Origin of the sequence: Streptomyces hygroscopicus (genome assembly GCF_026168105.1) — a bacterium.
Taxonomy (GTDB): Bacteria; Actinomycetota; Actinomycetes; order Streptomycetales; family Streptomycetaceae; genus Streptomyces; species Streptomyces hygroscopicus_D.
Genome location: NZ_LBMW01000012.1, coordinates 25,143 through 41,273, shown reverse-complemented (window position 1 = coordinate 41,273; position 16,131 = coordinate 25,143). Strand labels below are relative to the sequence as shown.

At 72.1% G+C, this 16,131-nt stretch carries 16 protein-coding genes; 8 read left to right on the top strand and 8 right to left on the bottom strand.

All coding sequences use genetic code 11. The features are described from left to right. The 3 genes from pepN to AAW14_RS14400 all read right to left on the bottom strand — a co-directional run bounded on the left by pepN (window position 1) and on the right by AAW14_RS14400 (window position 3,648). Window positions 1-2,532 carry an aminopeptidase N gene (gene pepN, locus AAW14_RS14410; RefSeq protein ID WP_265563885.1) on the bottom strand — a complete coding sequence of 844 codons (2,532 nt, stop codon included), beginning with the start codon at window positions 2,530-2,532 and terminating at the stop codon, window positions 1-3. Between the two features lie 47 nt (window positions 2,533-2,579). Then, entirely contained in the window at window positions 2,580-3,137 is a 558-nt protein-coding gene (locus tag AAW14_RS14405; RefSeq protein WP_265563884.1) for a response regulator, read from the bottom strand. A 160-nt stretch (window positions 3,138-3,297) separates the two neighbouring features. Then, on the bottom strand, window positions 3,298-3,648 hold the full coding sequence (locus AAW14_RS14400; RefSeq protein WP_265563882.1) for a chorismate mutase: 351 nt from the start codon (window positions 3,646-3,648) through the stop codon (window positions 3,298-3,300). A gap of 354 nt (window positions 3,649-4,002) precedes the next feature. On the opposite strand from AAW14_RS14400, the gene AAW14_RS14395 reads away from it, so the two are divergent. Both AAW14_RS14395 and AAW14_RS14390 read left to right on the top strand, forming a co-directional pair. Continuing rightward, window positions 4,003-4,899, top strand: a complete 897-nt coding sequence (locus AAW14_RS14395) for a hypothetical protein (RefSeq protein WP_265563880.1) — start codon at window positions 4,003-4,005, stop codon at window positions 4,897-4,899. 111 nt (window positions 4,900-5,010) lie between these two features. Next, entirely contained in the window at window positions 5,011-5,754 is a 744-nt protein-coding gene (locus tag AAW14_RS14390; protein WP_265563877.1) for an ankyrin repeat domain-containing protein, read from the top strand. Window positions 5,755-5,899: 145 nt separating this feature from the next. Here the strand turns inward: AAW14_RS14390 and AAW14_RS14385 are convergent, their stop codons facing one another. Together AAW14_RS14385 and AAW14_RS14380 are read right to left on the bottom strand one after the other, a co-directional pair. Further along, window positions 5,900-6,808 carry an SDR family oxidoreductase gene (locus tag AAW14_RS14385; protein WP_265563876.1) on the bottom strand — a complete coding sequence of 303 codons (909 nt, stop codon included), beginning with the start codon at window positions 6,806-6,808 and terminating at the stop codon, window positions 5,900-5,902. A gap of 11 nt (window positions 6,809-6,819) precedes the next feature. Continuing rightward, complete coding sequence (locus tag AAW14_RS14380; RefSeq protein WP_265564115.1) at window positions 6,820-7,599, bottom strand: SDR family oxidoreductase; 780 nt, start codon at window positions 7,597-7,599, stop codon at window positions 6,820-6,822. Window positions 7,600-7,750: 151 nt separating this feature from the next. Here AAW14_RS14380 and AAW14_RS14375 point away from each other — a divergent pair, with 151 nt between their 5' ends. Genes AAW14_RS14375 through AAW14_RS14360 form a run of 4 tightly spaced genes read left to right on the top strand, consistent with a single transcriptional unit; the run spans window position 7,751 to window position 11,312 of the window. After that, window positions 7,751-8,494 carry an enoyl-CoA hydratase family protein gene (locus tag AAW14_RS14375; RefSeq protein WP_265563874.1) on the top strand — a complete coding sequence of 248 codons (744 nt, stop codon included), beginning with the start codon at window positions 7,751-7,753 and terminating at the stop codon, window positions 8,492-8,494. After that, window positions 8,495-9,481 (top strand): CoA transferase subunit A, encoded by a 987-nt coding sequence (locus AAW14_RS14370; RefSeq protein WP_265563872.1) that lies wholly within the window; start codon window positions 8,495-8,497, stop codon window positions 9,479-9,481. Next, on the top strand, window positions 9,478-10,254 hold the full coding sequence (locus tag AAW14_RS14365; RefSeq protein ID WP_265563870.1) for a CoA-transferase subunit beta: 777 nt from the start codon (window positions 9,478-9,480) through the stop codon (window positions 10,252-10,254). Before AAW14_RS14370 ends, AAW14_RS14365 begins: the two co-directional genes overlap by 4 nt. Then, on the top strand, window positions 10,254-11,312 hold the full coding sequence (locus AAW14_RS14360; protein ID WP_265563867.1) for an NAD(P)H-dependent flavin oxidoreductase: 1,059 nt from the start codon (window positions 10,254-10,256) through the stop codon (window positions 11,310-11,312). The genes AAW14_RS14365 and AAW14_RS14360 overlap by 1 nt, the downstream gene beginning before the upstream one ends. Here AAW14_RS14360 and AAW14_RS14355 read toward each other — a convergent pair. Genes AAW14_RS14355 through AAW14_RS14345 form a run of 3 tightly spaced genes read right to left on the bottom strand, consistent with a single transcriptional unit; the run spans window position 11,296 to window position 13,904 of the window. Beyond that, a complete protein-coding gene (locus AAW14_RS14355) occupies window positions 11,296-12,453 on the bottom strand; it encodes an acetyl-CoA C-acetyltransferase (RefSeq protein ID WP_265563865.1) in 1,158 nt (385 codons plus the stop codon). The two genes, AAW14_RS14360 and AAW14_RS14355, sit on opposite strands and share 17 nt — an antisense overlap. Window positions 12,454-12,491: 38 nt before the next feature. Beyond that, on the bottom strand, window positions 12,492-13,103 hold the full coding sequence (locus AAW14_RS14350; RefSeq protein ID WP_265563863.1) for a TetR/AcrR family transcriptional regulator: 612 nt from the start codon (window positions 13,101-13,103) through the stop codon (window positions 12,492-12,494). A 15-nt stretch (window positions 13,104-13,118) separates the two neighbouring features. Continuing rightward, the gene (locus AAW14_RS14345) at window positions 13,119-13,904 is read right to left on the bottom strand and encodes an SDR family oxidoreductase (RefSeq protein ID WP_265563861.1); all 786 of its coding nucleotides are present in this window, start codon (window positions 13,902-13,904) and stop codon (window positions 13,119-13,121) included. A gap of 47 nt (window positions 13,905-13,951) precedes the next feature. Here AAW14_RS14345 and AAW14_RS14340 point away from each other — a divergent pair, with 47 nt between their 5' ends. After that, window positions 13,952-15,127 (top strand): acyl-CoA dehydrogenase family protein, encoded by a 1,176-nt coding sequence (locus AAW14_RS14340; protein WP_265563859.1) that lies wholly within the window; start codon window positions 13,952-13,954, stop codon window positions 15,125-15,127. Continuing rightward, on the top strand, window positions 15,127-16,083 hold the full coding sequence (locus AAW14_RS14335; RefSeq protein WP_265563857.1) for an acyl-CoA dehydrogenase family protein: 957 nt from the start codon (window positions 15,127-15,129) through the stop codon (window positions 16,081-16,083). The genes AAW14_RS14340 and AAW14_RS14335 overlap by 1 nt, the downstream gene beginning before the upstream one ends. Window positions 16,084-16,131 lie beyond the last annotated feature (48 nt).

Below are 16,131 nucleotides of genomic sequence, written 5' to 3'. Positions count from 1 at the left end.
CTACGCCTCGCGGATGCGCAACGCCCGCCCCAGGTCGTCGAGTTCGTCGACGAGCCTGCGGCGCAGGGCGGGGACGGGGTCCGCCTCGCGCAGGCACTGTTCGCCACGGAGGAGGGTGTTCGCGGTGACGGCGTAGCGGGGGAAGGCCCAGCGGCCCGCGGCGGAGGCGATGGCGGGGCCGCGGCGGGCGGCGACGGCGGGGGCGTCGGTCCAGTAGCGGTCGACGTACTCCTCGACGAGATCGGCCTGTTCGGGCTGCCAGAAGCCCTGCGCGGTCGCGGTGAACAGGTAGTTGGAGAGGTCGTCGGTGGCGAACATCGCCTCCCAGGCCTCCCGCTTGGCGGCGGGGTCGGGCAGCGCGGCACGGCAGCGGGCGGCGCCTTCCTGGCCGGTGGCGCTGGGGTCGCGGTCGAGCTCCTCGGCGATCGCCCGCTCGTCCACGGCGCCGAGGACGGCGAGGCGGCCGAGGATGCGCCAGCGCAGTTCGGGATCGAGCTCGGGACCGCCGGGCACGGTGCCGTCGGCGAGCCAGGCGGCGATGGTGTCGGGGTGGGCGGCGGCGTCGATGAAGTGGCGTACGGCGATCAGGCGCAGTCCCGGGTGGGAACCGTCCTCGGTGCGGCGGATGAGGTCACGGCAGATGTGGGTGAGGCCGGCGAGCGCGGCGGGCCGGTCGATGGGGTTACCTCCCTGCTCGAGCGGGGTCGAGAGCTTGGGGGAGGGCAGATAGCGGTCGGCGATATGGGCGGAGGCGAAGGCCAGGACGCCTTCGACGAGGGCCAGGTCCCTCTCGTGCGGCAGGTGGGTGCGGGCGGTCTCCAGGTAGGCGGTGGCGGGGAGTTGGCCGTCGCGTACGGCATCCCGCAGGGCGTTCCACACGACCGCGCGGGTGAGCGGTTCGGGCAGGCCGGACAGGGCTCCGCGTACCGTCTCGAAGGACCCGGGGTCGAAGCGGACCTTGGCGTAGGTGAGGTCGCCGTCGTTGAGCAGGAGCAGGGCGGGGCGTTTGCCGAGAGGCTGCGGCGCGCTCTGCGGGATGTCCAGGTCGAGGCGTTCGCGCAGGGTGAGGGTGCCGTCGTCGGCGAGGTTCTGGTCGTAGAGGCCGACGGCGATGCGGTGCGGGCGACTGCCGTCGTGCCCGACGGTGAGGGAGCAGGTGCCGTCTTCGGCCTGGGTGAGCTGCGGGGTGAGGGTGTCGACGCCGGTGGTGCGCAGCCAGGAGTCGGCCCAGGCGTGCACGTCGCGATCGGTGGCGTCGGCGAGGGAGTCGATGAAGTCGGCGAGGGTGGCGTTGCCGAAGCGGTGGCGGGCGAAGTGGCTGTTGATGCCGGCGAGGAAGTCCTTCTCGCCGAGCCAGGCCACCAGTTGCCGCAGCGCGGAGGCGCCCTTGGCGTAGGAGATGCCGTCGAAGTTGAGGAGCGCGGAGGCGGTGTCGTCGACCGCTTCGGGGGCCACGGGGTGGGTGGAGGGCCGCTGGTCGGCGTCGTAGCCCCAGGACTTGCGGGCGACGCCGAAGTCGGTCCAGGTGTCGGTGAAGCGGGTGGCCTCGGTGAGGGTCTGGTAACCCATGTACTCGGCGAACGACTCGTTCAGCCAGATGTCGTCCCACCAGCGCAGGGTGACGAGGTCGCCGAACCACATGTGGGCCATCTCGTGGGCGATGACCATGGCGCGGGTCTGGCGCTGGGTGTCGGTGACCGCGGAACGGTAGACGAACTCGTCGCGGAAGGTGACGAGACCGGGGTTCTCCATCGCCCCGGCGTTGAACTCGGGGACGAACGCCTGGTCGTAGGAGTCGAAGGGGTAGGGCTCCTCGAACTTCTCGTGATAGCGGTCGAAGCACTGGCGGGTGATCTCGAAGAGTTCGTCCGCGTCGGCGTCGAGGTGAGGGGCGAGCGAGCGGCGGCAGTGGACGCCGAAGGGCAGCCCGCGGTGTTCGGTGCGCACGGAGTGCCAGGGGCCGGCGGCGACGGCGACCAGGTAGGTGGAGATGAGCGGGGTGGTGGCGGCCCGCCAGGTGCCGTCCTCCTCGTGGGTGGTGATGCCGTTGGCGAGGACGCTCCAGCCCTCGGGCGCCGTCACGGTCAGGTCGAAGACGGCCTTGAGGTCGGGCTGGTCGAAGGCGGCGAAGACGCGCTGGACGTCGTCCATGAACATCTGGGTGTAGACGTACGTCTCGCCGTCGGTGGGGTCGGTGAAACGGTGCATGCCCTCGCCGGTGTGCGAGTAGCGCATGACGGCGTCGATGCGCAGTTCGTGCTCGCCCTCGGTGAGGCCCTTGAGCGGCAGCCGGTCCTCGGCGAGGGTCCCGGGGTCGAGGGGCTGTCCGTCCAGGGTGGCCGAGCGCAGTTCGGCGGGCTTTACCTCGACGAAGGTGTCCGCGGCGGCGCGGGCCGTGAAGCGGATGACGGTGCGGGAGTCGAAGGTCTTCTCGCCACGGGCGAGATCGAGGGCGATCTCGTAACGGTGGACGTCGAGGAGCCGGGCACGGGTCTGCGCTTCGTCGCGCGTCAGTACGGACATGAGGGACATGCTGCCTGATGCCGTCGGCAGGGCACAGGGGCGGTCCGGTACAAGCCCTATGTCCGTCTCTCGCCCTGCGGCGAGGTGGTTTCGCGGGCCGGTCCCTGGGCGAAGTCCTCCCGCTGGGCCGGAACGCGCGCGTCCGGGTGGGGCAGGGCGCGGACCGGGGGTGCGGGATGCTTCCCGAGGCGTGCGCGCAGGGTGCGCACTTCCTCTTCCAGGGCCTGGGAGCGCTGGTGGGCGTCGTAGAGGTAACGGACCTTGGTGCGCAGGGCCCAGGGGTCCACCGGTTTCATCATGAGGTCGGCGACACCGAGGCCGAAAGCGGCCACGGTGAGTTCCGCATCGGGTCCGAAGCCGGTGAGCAGGATGATCGGAATGTGCTGTGTCTGTTCCACCCGCCGCATGTAGCGCACGACATCGAGACCGCTCACCTTGGGCATGCGCACATCGAGGAGCAGAAGCCCGATCTGGCCGCGCAGGACCTCCTTGAGCGCGGCGTCGCCGCTGGTGGCACGGGTCAGCCGGTGGCCCAGCGGGGCCAGGGCGCTCTCCAGCGCGTAGAGCGTGCCCTCATGGTCGTCGACGATGAGGATCTTGGCATCAGACGGCATGGTCCGACGTCCCCTCGCTTGGGCAACCAGCTTATGCCCGAACCGTCCTACCGCACGTTCCTTTGACCTGACAAAGAGTCACTCGCCCGGCCCGGTCACGGTGCGTCCGCCGGCCCGGCGCGGAGCGTTCAGCGCAGGATGCCCGGCCGGCGGCCGGATGTCACTCCCCCGGGGCGTCGGGGACGGCCGTGGCGCCCTCGGCGATGCGCTCGTGGTGGCGGATGACCTCGGCGACGATGAAATTCAGCAGTTTTTCCGCGAACGCGGGGTCGAGCTTGGCGTTCTCGGCGAGCCGGCGCAGCCGGGCGATCTGGGCGGCCTCGCGGGCCGGGTCGGCGGGCGGCAGCTGGTGCGCGGCCTTGAGGTGGCCGACCTGCTGCGTGCACTTGAAGCGTTCGGCGAGCATGTGGACGACGGCGGCGTCGATGTTGTCGATGCTGTCACGCAGCCGGGCGAGTTCGGCGCGGACGGCCGGGTCGATGTCTCCGGTCGCGTTGTGGCGGGTGGTCATGGGCGACCACCCTACGGGGCGCGCAGATACTCGATCGTTCCTGTCCGGAGTGCGGATCGTCGCCCGTGCGGCGGGCGGCTCGCTCCCCTGCCCGTGCCACGGCGTCCGCCCGCCGCGTTCCGTGGAACGCCCCCGGCCGGGGCGGCGGGCGTCCTCCGTACCCGCCAGGGGTGCGACGGGTGCGACCGCGAAGGACCGCGGGGCCGGGACGGCACGAAGCGATGTCCGGCCGGGGGCGGTACGCCCGGCCGAAGGTCCGTGCGACACGAGGTCCTCGCGCTCGCGCAGGCCCTGCCACCGGGAGGGAGCGCGCCTACAGTGGAAGCACAGCTGACGTCTTCAGGGGGTGCGGACGTGGCGAACGGCGGACCGGTCGAGCACGGCTATCCACATCTGGACACGGTGCGGGCGGCCATCACCGCGCTGTACAAACGGCTCTCGTACGACACCGTCCGCACCTTCGCGACCAGTGTGCTGCCCGCCGACGTGGCGTTCTCCGACCAGGACGACCTGCATCTGGGCGCACAGCGCGTGGCGCACGAGCTGGTGCGGCACTACCGGCTCCCGGACGCCCGGATGGTCGTCAGCTTCCGTGAGATGACACACGCGGCCAACGTCGAACTCGCCGCGGGTCCCGAGTACTTCGTGGAACTGAACGACCGGTTCCGCACCCATCGCCGGGACATCGGTGCGGCTCTCGCACACGAGGTGATGCACGTCTATCTGCACCGCCTCGGCCTGTCCTTCCCCAGCACGCGCGACAACGAGATCCTCACCGACACGGCGGCCACCTACCTGGGTGCGGGCTGGCTGCTCCTGGACGCCTACCGCGAGGACGGGGCGTCGTCGCAGAAGCTCGGTTATCTGACCCCCGAGGAGTTCGGGTACGTGCTCGCCAAGCGGGCGCTGGTGTTCGGCGAGGACCCGGCGATCTGGTTCACCAGCCCTCAGGCGTACACGGCGTACACGAAGGGCCTGGCGCAGGCCCGCCGCGACGAACAGCAGCCGCCGCTGACGTCGGCCGGCTGGGCGGGCCGCCGCCGCTATGCCAGGGACCGCCGCTACGCCCAGGACCAGTCCGCCCCCGGGCCGCATCCGGGTGTCCCGTACTCCTTCACCCCGGGCGGCCGTGGCCCGCTGCGTGTCTCCTTCCCGTGCCCGACCTGCCACCAGCGGATCCGGGTTCCCGTCCGGGGGCGGGTGCGGGCCCGCTGCGGGCTGTGCCGGACCGTGCTGGAATGCGACACATGAGGCCCGGCCGATGCCGGGCGTGAGGTGAGAGGCAGCACGGCGGCACGGAGGTGGCACAGAACACCTCACATGTCTTTGCCCCCGGCACCCTCGGGGAGCGAGGGTCGAGACATGAACACGCACGAGCCGCCGGGGCTGTTCACGGCGGTGCACGAAGGGAACGAGGACGCCGTCCTGCGGCTGCTGCGCGCGGGTGTGAGCCCCGAGTCGGCCGACGCGGAGGGTCAGACGGCCCTGTATCTGGCGGCGGTGAGTGACGCGCCCGGCGTCGTCCGGCTGCTGCTGGCGGCCGGGGCCGACCCCGACCGTCTCAGCGCGGAGGCCGACGCGCCGCTGTGCGGTGCCGCCTGTGGCGGACACACCGAGGTCGTCGGGGCACTGCTGGCGGCCGGGGCGACGCCCGATCTGGAGGAGGGGTACGGGTTCCGGGCGCTGACGTGGGCGGTCCAGCGGGGGCACGCCGAGGTCGTCCAGGCCCTGCTGGCGGCGGGCGCGGACCCGGACCTTCCGGGTCCTACGGGCGAACCGCCGCTGGTGGCGGCCGCCCGCCGCGGATCTCCCGGCTGCGTACGGGCCCTGCTGGCCCACGGGGCACGGGCGCGGCGGGAGGCTCTGGCCGAGGCCCGGCGCTGGCTGGCCCTGGACGTCGCGGCGGAGCTCCGGGCGGCCCTGGAGGCGACGTACGGCCCGGGGCACCGGTACGTCACGCGCCGTTGGGAGGAGGAACCCGGGACGGTGACCGTCGAGGTGGCGCTCCTGCGCGACGGCCGGCCCACGGCGGCGAACGACCAGCAGACGGGGCACGGCGTGATAACGCGCCTGCTGGAAGCCGGGCCCGGCGCGCTCGGGGCGTGAGACGACGGCGCCCCACGCGCTCAGCGCGTGAGGCACGGCGCCCGGCGCACTCAGGGCGTGAGGCGAGGCGCCCGGCGCGCCCACGGCATGAGGCGACGGCCGCCGACACGCTCGGCGCATGAGACGACGGCGCCCGACGCGGTTGCTACTCGGCCCCGTACACCGCGCCCGGTGTCACCGCCTCCGCCAGCAGCTTCAGCGCGGTCTCGCCCGCCTCGGCCGGAGTACGGCGCGCACCCTTGTCGGCGGTCGGACCCTGCCGCCAGCCCTCCATGACGGTGATCCTTCCGCCCTCGGCCTCGAAGACACGACCGGTGACCCCGGCGCTCGCGGCGGAGCCGAGCCAGACGACCAGGGGCGAGACATTTTCGGGGGCCATCGCGTCGAAACCGGCATCGGGTGCGGCCATGGTCTCGGCGAACGTGCGCTCGGTCATCCGCGTGCGCGCGGCGGGGGCGATGGCGTTGACCTGTACGCCGTAGCGCCCGAGTTCGGCCGCAGCGACCAGTGTGAGAGCGACGATGCCGGCCTTCGCCGCGCTGTAGTTCCCCTGCCCCACCGAGCCCAACAGCCCGGCTCCGCTACTGGTGTTGACGACCCGGGCCCACGGCGCGCGGCCCGCCTTCGCCTCGGCCCGCCAGTGGGCGGCCGCGTGCTTCAGCGGCAGGAAGTGCCCCTTCAGATGCACCCGCAGGACGGCGTCCCAGTCGTCCTCGTCGAGGTTGACCAGCATCCGGTCCCGCAGGAAACCGGCGTTGTTGACGAGGGTGTCGAGCCGTCCGTAGGCCTTGAGGGCGGTCGCCACCAGGGAGGCGGCCCCGGCTCCCGTCGCGATGTCGCCGCCGTGCGCGACCGCGTCGCCGCCGGCCGCGCGGATCTCGTCGACGACCCGCCCGGCCGGGCTGTCGACTCCGGGCGTGCCATCGAGGCCGACCCCGAGGTCGTTGACCACGACCTTGGCGCCCTCGGCCGCGAACGCGAGCGCGTGGGCGCGGCCCAGACCGCGGCCGGCGCCGGTGACGACCACTACCCGGCCGTCGGCGATACCCGTCACGTCATGTCCCCTTACAGGCCGTGTCGATGGATCGACTTGTCGGTACAACGTCTCCTGCCATGCGCCTTGTCGGCGGTCGCCGCGTCGAGGAACGCCGGCCGCTCCCCGCCCCCGTGCACCAGCAGGCTCGCACCGGTGATGTACGCGGCGGCTTCCGAGGCGAGGAAGACAGCGGCCGCGCCGATGTCGGAGGGCTCGGCGAGCCGCCCGAGCGGCACGGTGCGGGAGACAGCCGCGATGCCGTCCTCGCCGCCGTAGTGGAGGTGGGAGAGCTCGGTGTGAACCATCCCGGCGACGAGCGTGTTGACCCGCACCTCCGGCGCCCATTCCGCCGCCATGGAGCGGGCGAGGCTCTCCAGCCCCGCCTTGGCCGCCCCGTACGCGGCGGTGCCCGGTGAGGGGCGGGTGCCGCTTACGCTGCCGATCATCACGACGGCTCCCCGGGCGCGCCTGAGGTGCTGGTACGCGGCGAGGGACACGGTCAGCGGTGCGACGAGATTGAGTTCGACGACCCGGGCGTGCCGCTCCGGAGCGGCGTCCGCGAGGCACCGGTACGGGGCGCCGCCAGCGTTGTTGACGAGCACGTCGACCCGGGGCAGCGCTTCGAAGAAGTCCCGTACGGCAACCGGGTCGCGCACGTCGAGCGGCACGAACTCGGTGCCCCTCAAGGGTGTCTCGGGCGGGCGGCGTGCGCACACCACGACATCGGCGCCGGCCTCGGTGAACGCTCGCGCGATTCCGGCGCCGACGCCGCGGGTCCCGCCGGTGACGACGGCGGTCCGGCCGCTCAGTCCGCGGCCGGCCGCGGCGAGTTGTCCGCCTGGTGATGCGCCGCGGGCGGGGTCTTCCGAGTTGTCCACAGGCCCTCCCGTCGGGATGCGGCGACTGCTAACTTCGAATCGCACCTAACAAACGTTTGGTGGAAAGGTAGCTGATGTGCCCATGGGTGTCTCCACCTCGTGCCCGGAAAAAGGGGTCGCCGTCGTCACCGTCGACTTCCCGCCGGTGAACGCCCTGCCGGTGACCGGCTGGTTCGCCCTGGCCGACGCCGTGCGGTCGGCGGGCCGCGACACGGAGGTCCGCTGCCTCGTGCTGGCCGCGGAGGGTCGCGGATTCAACGCGGGTGTGGACATCAAGGAGATACAGGCCGAGGGCAGAAGCGCGCTGATCGGAGCCAACCGCGGTTGCTTCGAAGCCTTCGCTGCGGTGTACGAGTGCGAGGTGCCGGTCGTGGCGGCGGTGCAGGGCTTCTGCCTGGGCGGCGGAATAGGCCTGGCGGGCAACGCGGACGCGATCGTGGCGAGCGAGGACGCCGTCTTCGGGCTGCCGGAGCTGGACCGCGGCGCCCTGGGCGCGGCCACGCATCTGGCACGGCTGGTCCCCCCGCATCTGATGCGCGCCCTGTACTACACCTCGCGCACGGCCACGGCGTCCGAGCTGCGGGCACACGGCTCGGTGTGGCGGGTCGTGCCACGGGACGCACTGCGCGCGGCGGCCCTGGAGCTGGCCCGCGAGATCGCGGCCAAGGACGGCGAGCTGCTCCGGCTGGCCAAGGCCGCCATCAACGGCATCGACCCGGTCGACGTGCGCCGCAGCTACCGCTTCGAGCAGGGCTTCACCTTCGAGGCGAATCTCAGCGGCGTGGCCGACCGCGTCCGCGACACCTTCGGAAAGGAGGGCACCTAGATGAGGGACAAGACCATGACCGCCGACGAGGTCGTCTCCCGGCTGGAGAGCGGCATGACCCTCGGCATCGGCGGCTGGGGCTCGCGCCGCAAACCGATGGCCCTGGTGCGGGCGCTGCTCCGCTCCGCGATCACGGACCTCACGGTCGTCTCCTACGGCGGCCCGGACGTCGGCATGCTCGCGGCAGCCGGGCGGATCCGGAGACTGGTCGCAGCGTTCGCGACCCTCGACTCGATTCCACTCGAACCGCACTACCGCGCGGCCCGGGAGAGCGGCGCGTTCGAGGTGATGGAGGTCGACGAGGCGATGTTCATGTGGGGGCTGCACGCGGCGGCGAACCGGCTGCCGTTCCTTCCGGTGCGGGCGGCCATTGGCTCGGACGTGATGCGCGTCAACCCCGGCCTGCGGACGGTGACTTCGCCGTACGAGGAGGGGTGGCCGTTCGGCGCCGGGGGGTGGGCCGCAGGTCCGGAATCGGTCGAGGAGGGCGCCAGTCCGGTTCCAGCCGCGGCGCCCGGGGCTCGAGGAGAGGCCGCCGGGTCGTGCGAGGACGGCGCCGGGACGGGTCCGCACGAGGAGTTCGTGGCCATGCCCGCGCTGCGGATGGACGCGGCCCTGGTCCATGTCAACCGCGCCGACCGGCTGGGCAACGGCCAGTACCTGGGCCCGGACCCGTACTTCGACGACCTGTTCTGCGAGGCGGCCGACACGGCATACGTCTCGTGCGAGCGCATCGTGGACACGGCGGAGCTGACGAAGGAGGCCGCACCGCAGACCCTGCTGGTCAAACGCCACACCGTGACCGGCGTGGTGGAGGCTCCGAACGGCGCGCACTTCACGTCCTGCGCACCCGACCGGGAGAGGGACGAGGTATTCCAGAGACACTACGCGACCACACCCTGGCCCCGGTTCGCGGAGCAATTCCTCACCGGCGACGAGCACGCCTATCAATCGGCCGTCCAGGCCTGGCACAAGGAGCGGTCATGAGCGCAGCGACACGCGCCGAGTACTGCGTGATCGCCTGTGCGGAGGCATGGCGCCACGCGGGGGAGATCCTCGCGAGCCCCATGGGTCCGGTTCCGTCCGTCGGGGCGCGGCTCGCCCGGCACACCTTTGCGCCGGATCTGCTGCTCACCGACGGCGAGGCGATGCTCGTGGGCATGGACGGGACGATCGAAGGCTGGTTGCCGTACCGACAGCATCTGGCGCTGGTCACCGGCGGGCGGCGGCACGTCATGATGGGCGCGAGCCAGATCGACCGCTTCGGCAACCAGAACATCTCGTGCATCGGCGCTTGGGCACGGCCGCGGCGGCAGTTGCTCGGGGTGCGCGGGGCGCCGGTCAACACCCTGAACAATCCGACCAGTTACTGGATACCGCGGCACTCCCGGAGGGTGTTCGTCGAGCGGGTCGACATGGTGTGCGGTGTCGGTTACGACGGCGCGGCCCGGAACCCTCTGAGCGCCCGGTTCCATCGCATCCCGCGCGTGGTGTCCGACCTCGGCGTCTTCGACTTCGCCACCCCGGATCACTCGATGCGGCTGGTCTCACTGCACCGGGGGGTGACGGTGGAGGAGATACGGCAGGCGACGGGTTTCGAGCTGACTGTCCCGGACGACGTGCCCTGCACCCGAGAACCGACGCGGGAGGAACTGCGGTTGATCCGTGAGGTGATCGACCCCCAGGGGATACGGGAGCGCGAGGTGCCCGACCGGGTCGCCGAGGTCCCCGGTCCCGCCGCCGAGGGCGGCGGGCGCTGATGGACACCGCGCTGACGCGGCTCGTCGGGGTCCGCCACCCCGTCGTGCAGACAGGTATGGGCTGGGTGGCCGGGCCGCGCCTGGTCTCCGCCGCGGCGAACGCGGGCGCGCTGGGAATTCTGGCCTCCGCGACCATGACACCCGGCCGGCTGCGGGAGGCGATACGGGAGGTCGGATCGCGGACGGACGCGCCGTTCGGAGTGAATCTGCGCGCGGACGCCGGGGACGCGGGCGACCGGGTGCGGATCATCGTCGAGGAGGGCGTACGGGTCGCGTCCTTCGCGCTGGCGCCCTCCCGCGAGCTGATCGCCGAGCTGAAGGCGGCGGGGGTGGTGGTGATCCCGTCCGTGGGAGCGCGGAGGCATGCGGAGAAGGTGGCCGGCTGGGGTGCGGACGCGGTGATCGTGCAGGGCGGAGAAGGTGGCGGGCACACCGGCGAGGTGGCGACGACCGTGTTGCTCCCGCAAGTGGTGGACGCCGTGGACATTCCTGTCGTGGCGGCGGGCGGGTTCCATGACGGGCGGGGGCTGGTCGCGGCGCTGGCGTACGGGGCGGCGGGCATCGCGATGGGCACGCGCTTTCTGCTGACCTCGGACTCCAAGGTCCCGGACGCGGTCAAGGCGCGGTATCTGGCGGCGACGGTGAAGGACGTCACGGTGACGCGGGCCGTGGACGGGCTGCCGCACCGCATGCTGCGGACGGAACTGGTCGACGCTCTCGAGCGCTCCGGCCGTACGACGGCGCTGCTGCGTGCGGTGCGGCGTGCGGCAGGCTTCCGGAAGCTGTCCGGGCTGAGCCGGCGGCAGATGGTGCGGGACGGCCTCGCCATGAAGCACGGCAAGGACCTGTCGTGGAGTCAGGTCCTGCTTGCCGTCAACACGCCGATGCTGCTCAGGTCCGCGATGGTGGACGGGCGGACGGACCTCGGTGTGATGGCGTCGGGGCAGGTCGCCGGGGTGATCGACGACCTGCCGTCGTGTGCGGAGCTGATGGACCGGATCATGACGGAGGCGGAGGAGGTGCTGAAGTCCCTGGAAGCGCTCAGAGCCGTTCGATGATCGTCACGTTGGCCTGGCCGCCGCCCTCGCACATGGTCTGGAGGCCGAACCGGCCCCCGGTGCGCTCGAGTTCATGGAGCAGGGTGGTCATCAGCCTGGCGCCAGTAGCGCCCAGCGGGTGACCGAGCGCGATGGCGCCGCCGTTGACGTTGACCTTCTCCGGGTCGGCGCCGGTCTCCTCGAGCCAGGCGAGGACGACAGGGGCGAACGCTTCGTTGATCTCTACGAGGTCGATGTCGTCGATCGTGAGGCCGGTCTTCTTCAGGGCGTGCGCGGTCGCCGGGATCGGGGCGGAGAGCATGCGGATCGGGTCCTCGCCGCGCGCGGAGAGATGGTGGATGCGGGCGCGCGGGGTCAGCCCGTGTTCCCGTACCGCCCGCTCCGAGGCCAGCAGCAGGGCCGCCGCGCCGTCGGAGACCTGGGAGGAGCAGGCGGCGGTGACGGTGCCGCCCTCGAGGACCGGTTTCAGCTCGGCCATCTTCTCCAGCGAGGTGTCCCGGCGCGGACCCTCGTCGACCGTGACCTCGCCATGGGCGACGGTCTCCCGGCCGAAACGGCCCTCATCGATCGCCCGGACCGCCCGCTGGTGCGAGCGCAGCGCGAACTTCTCCTGGTCGCGGCGGCTGATGCCCCACTTGGCGGCGATGAGTTCGGCGCCGTGGAACTGGTTGACGGGCTGGTCACCGTAGCGGGCGCGCCATCCTCGGCTGCCCGCGAACGGCCCCTCGGTGAGCCCCAGCGGTTCCGCGGCCTGGCGGGAGGCGAAGGCGATCGGGATCTGGGACATGTTCTGGACCCCGCCCGCCACCACCAGGTCCTGTGTGCCGGACAGCACGGCCTGTGCCGCGAAGTGCACGGCCTGCTGCGAGGAACCGCACTGCCGGTCGACCGTCACCCCCGGTACCTCCTCGGGCAGCCCGGCGGCCAGCCAGCAGGTGCGGGCGATGTCGCCTGCCTGCGGCCCGACCGTGTCCAGGCAGCCGAGGACGACGTCCTCCACAGCGGCCGGATCCACGCCGGAGCGGGACACCAGGGCCTTGAGCACATGGGCGCCCAGGTCGGCCGGATGGACCCCGCTCAGCCCGCCCCTTCGCCGCCCGACGGGCGTGCGGACCGCTTCGACGATATAGGCCTCGGCCATGGTCGACTCCCTCACATAGAACGGGTGTTCACGTGCGGCTACGTACGTACGGCGATCCCGTCGAGCACCATCGACAGGTACTGCCGGGCGATCTCCTCCGCGCTGTGGTGTCCGCCGGGCCGGTACCAGGACGCGGCGACCCACACCGTGTCGCGCACGAACCGGTAGGTGAGCCGCACGTCGAGGTCGGACCGGAAGACCTCGGCGGCGACCCCACGCTCCAGCGTGGACAGCCATGCCTTCTCGAACTTGCGCTGCGACTCGGCGAGGAACACGAACCGGTCCTGCGCCACGAGCTGCTTGGACTCCTTCTGGTAGATCGCGACGGCGGCGCGGTGCCGGTCGATCTCCCGGAAGGACTCGGTGACCAGAGCCTCGAGGGTCTCGCGCGGGCCGAGTTCGGCTTCCAGGACGGTGTCGTAGCCGTCCCAGAGCTCATCGAGGAACGTGCGCAGGATCTCCTCCAGCATCGACTCCTTGGAGTCGAAGTGGTAGTAGAGGCTGCCCGCGAGCATCCCGGCGTGATCGGCGATCTTGCGTACGGTGGTGGCGTTGTAGCCCTGCTCGGCGAAGACCTCGGCGGCGGTGTCGAGGAGTTCGCGGCGGCGGGCGGGCGCGGCGGTCACCTGGGGCTTCTTCTTGGTCGGCACGGATCCATTGTGGTCCTAGGCGTGCTGGCTGCTGACGGAGACGACCTCACCGGTCATGTACGAGGAGTAGCCGGAGGCCAGGAAGACGATCACGTTGGCCACCTCCCAGGGCTGTGCGTAGCGTCCGAAGGCCTCCCTCGCGGTCAGGTCCTCCAGCAGCTCGGGCGAGGTGACCCTCACCAGGTGCGGATGCATGGCGATGCTCGGCGAGACCGCGTTGACCCGCACTCCGTACTCGGCCGCCTCGATCGCCGCACACCGGGTCAGGGCCATCACGCCCGCCTTCGCGGCGGCGTAGTGCGCCTGTCCGGCCTGGGCGCGCCAGCCGATCACGGAGGCGTTGTTGACGATCACGCCGCCGCCCGTCTCCCTCATCGAGCGCAGGGCCGCACGGGTGCAGCGGAATGTGCCGTTCAGTGTCACGTCCAGCACCTTCGACCACTGCTCGTCACCCATGTCGACGAGCGCGGCGGTGCCGCCCAGGCCTGCGTTGTTGACGACGATGTCGAGCCGGCCGTGCAGCCGACGGGCGCTGTCGAAGAGGGCCCGCACCTGGGTCTCATCGGTGACGTCACAGACGGCCGCCGCCACCGCGCCCCCGAAGCGCCGGGCGAGTTCCGCCTCGCACTCCCCCAGCCGGCGCTCATGCGTGTCGCTGATCAGCACGCGCGCACCCTCCTCCAGGAACCGGCGCGCCGTCGCTCCCCCGATACCGGCCCCGGCCGCCGCGGTGATGACGGCGGTGCGCCCCTCCAGCAGCCCGTGCCCGGGGACGTACGCCGGACCCTCGACGTCTGTCATACGGCCACGCTAACCTACCAAACACTTGTTAGGGAAGGACGGTGACCGTGGACCTGACCCCCTCGCCCGTCGACGAGGCGTTCCGCGCCGAGGCCAGGGCCTGGCTCGACGCACACGTGCCCGCGGTCCCGCTGCCCTCCCTGGAGACCGAGGAGGGCTTCGCGGCGCACCGCCTCTGGGAGGCCGAACTGGCGGCGGACCGCTGGTCGGTGGTGTCCTGGCCGACGGCGTACGGCGGACGGGACTCGGGGCTGATCCGTTGGCTGATCTTCGAGGAGGAGTACTACGCGGCGGGCGCACCGGGCCGGGTCAGCCAGAACGGCATCAGCCTCCTCGCGCCCACCCTCTTCGAGTACGGCACGGAGGAGCAGCGCTCGCGCGTCCTGCCTCCGATGGCGTCGGGCGAGGTGATCTGGGCGCAGGCGTGGTCCGAGCCGGAGGCGGGCTCGGACCTGGCGTCGCTCACGTCGAAGGCGGTCCGCACGGCGGGCGGGTGGCTGCTGAGGGGACAGAAGACATGGTCGTCGCGGGCGGCGTTCGCGGACCGTGCGTTCGGGCTGTTCCGCAGCGACCCGGAGCCTGCGCCACGCTCGGCTTCGCTCACCCGGGCGGTGCCCCGATCGCCGCACCAGGGCCTCGTCTACCTCATGTTCGATCTGCGCGTGGCCGGAGTGACGGTCCGACCGATCGGCCGTCTCGACGGCAAGCCGGCCTTCGCCGAGCTCTTCCTGGACGATGTGTTCGTCCCCGACGAGGACGTGATCGGCGAGCCGGGCCAGGGCTGGCGGATCGCCATGTCGACGGCGGGCACCGAGCGCGGACTGACGCTGCGCTCGCCCGGCCGCTTCCTGGCCGCCGCCGCCCGGCTGGTCGAGCTGTGGCACGCCCGGGGGTGCCCCGGGGACGTCCGGGACCGGGTCGCCGACGCGTTGATCGGCGCCCGCGCCTACCAGCTGTTCACCTACGCGGGCGCGTCCCGCTTCCTGGACGGCGAGTCGCTGGGCCCGGAGTCCAGTCTGAACAAGGTCTTCTGGTCCGAGTACGACATCGCCCTGCACGAGACCGCGCTCGATCTGCTGGGTGACGAGGGCGAGTTGGCGGACACCGACTGGTCCGAGGGCTATGTCTTCTCCCTCGCGGGTCCCGTCTACGCCGGCACGAACGAGATCCAGCGCGACATCATCGCCGAGCGCCTGCTCGGCCTGCCGAAGGGCCGCCGCTGATGCGCTTCCTTCCGACCGGCGAACAGCGGGCGTTCGCCCGCTCGTTGGACGCTCTGCTGACCGCCGCCGGCACCCCGTCCGTCGTACGGTCGTGGAGCGCCGGCCACCATGCGGCCGGACGGGCGCTGTGGTCCCGGCTCGCGGAGGCAGGCGTCTTCGCGCTGGCGGTCCCGGAGGCGTACGAGGGGGTCGGGCCGCTGCCCGTGGAACTCGCCGTGGCTTTCGTCGAGTTGGGGCGGCATGCGGTGCCGGGTCCGTTGGTGGAGACGGTGCTCGCCGCGTCCCTGCTCGCCGACGTGCCCGAGCAGGCCGAGCGGCTGCTGCCCCGGCTGGCCTCCGGCACGGCCCTGGCCACGGTGGGCGCACCGTACGCGCTGGACGGGGACGCGGCCGACGTCGTCCTCACGATCGAGGACGGAAAGGTGTGGCGGTCGCCCGGCTGCCGGCCGGGGGTGCGGCCGTCCCTGGATCCGGCCCGTCGGCTCGCCACTCCGCTCCCGGGCGGCGCGCTCCTCTCCCCCGCCGTCCCCCCGGACGCCCTCGCCCGGGCCCGTCTCGCCACGGCAGCGCAGGCCCTCGGCGTCGGTCTCGCCCTCCTCGACAAAACCGTGGCGTACGTCAAACAGCGCGTCCAGTTCGGCGTGCCGGTGGGTTCGTTCCAGGCGGTGAGACATCGACTGGCCGACGCCAAGATCGCCCTGGAGTTCGCGCGGCCGGTGCTCTTCGGCGCCGCGCTGACGATGACCTCCGCGGATGTGGCCGCCGCCAAGGCCGCGGCCTGCGAGGCGGCGTACGCGACCGCTCGGACCGCGCTCCAGCTGCACGGCGCGATCGGCTACACCGCCGAGCACGACCTCTCCCTCTGGCTGACGAAGGCCCGTGCTCTGCGCACGGCGTGGGGTACGCCGACGGAATGCCGGGCCGCCGTCCTGAGCGGCGTTCGCCCTCCTGCCTGAGGGCGCGGTACCGTTCGGGCGTCTCGCTCCCGACCCGACCGTCGCGGA

Coding starts and splice junctions, on each gene's coding strand:
- pepN (WP_265563885.1), bottom strand. CDS start 2,532: ATGTCCCTCATGTCCGTACTGACGCGCGACGAAGCGCAGACCCGTGCC.
- AAW14_RS14355 (WP_265563865.1), bottom strand. CDS start 12,453: ATGGCCGAGGCCTATATCGTCGAAGCGGTCCGCACGCCCGTCGGGCGG.
- AAW14_RS14405 (WP_265563884.1), bottom strand. CDS start 3,137: ATGCCGTCTGATGCCAAGATCCTCATCGTCGACGACCATGAGGGCACG.
- AAW14_RS14375 (WP_265563874.1), top strand. CDS start 7,751: ATGGGTGTCTCCACCTCGTGCCCGGAAAAAGGGGTCGCCGTCGTCACC.
- AAW14_RS14400 (WP_265563882.1), bottom strand. CDS start 3,648: ATGACCACCCGCCACAACGCGACCGGAGACATCGACCCGGCCGTCCGC.
- AAW14_RS14360 (WP_265563867.1), top strand. CDS start 10,254: ATGGACACCGCGCTGACGCGGCTCGTCGGGGTCCGCCACCCCGTCGTG.
- AAW14_RS14345 (WP_265563861.1), bottom strand. CDS start 13,904: ATGACAGACGTCGAGGGTCCGGCGTACGTCCCCGGGCACGGGCTGCTG.
- AAW14_RS14335 (WP_265563857.1), top strand. CDS start 15,127: ATGCGCTTCCTTCCGACCGGCGAACAGCGGGCGTTCGCCCGCTCGTTG.
- AAW14_RS14390 (WP_265563877.1), top strand. CDS start 5,011: ATGAACACGCACGAGCCGCCGGGGCTGTTCACGGCGGTGCACGAAGGG.
- AAW14_RS14370 (WP_265563872.1), top strand. CDS start 8,495: ATGAGGGACAAGACCATGACCGCCGACGAGGTCGTCTCCCGGCTGGAG.
- AAW14_RS14365 (WP_265563870.1), top strand. CDS start 9,478: ATGAGCGCAGCGACACGCGCCGAGTACTGCGTGATCGCCTGTGCGGAG.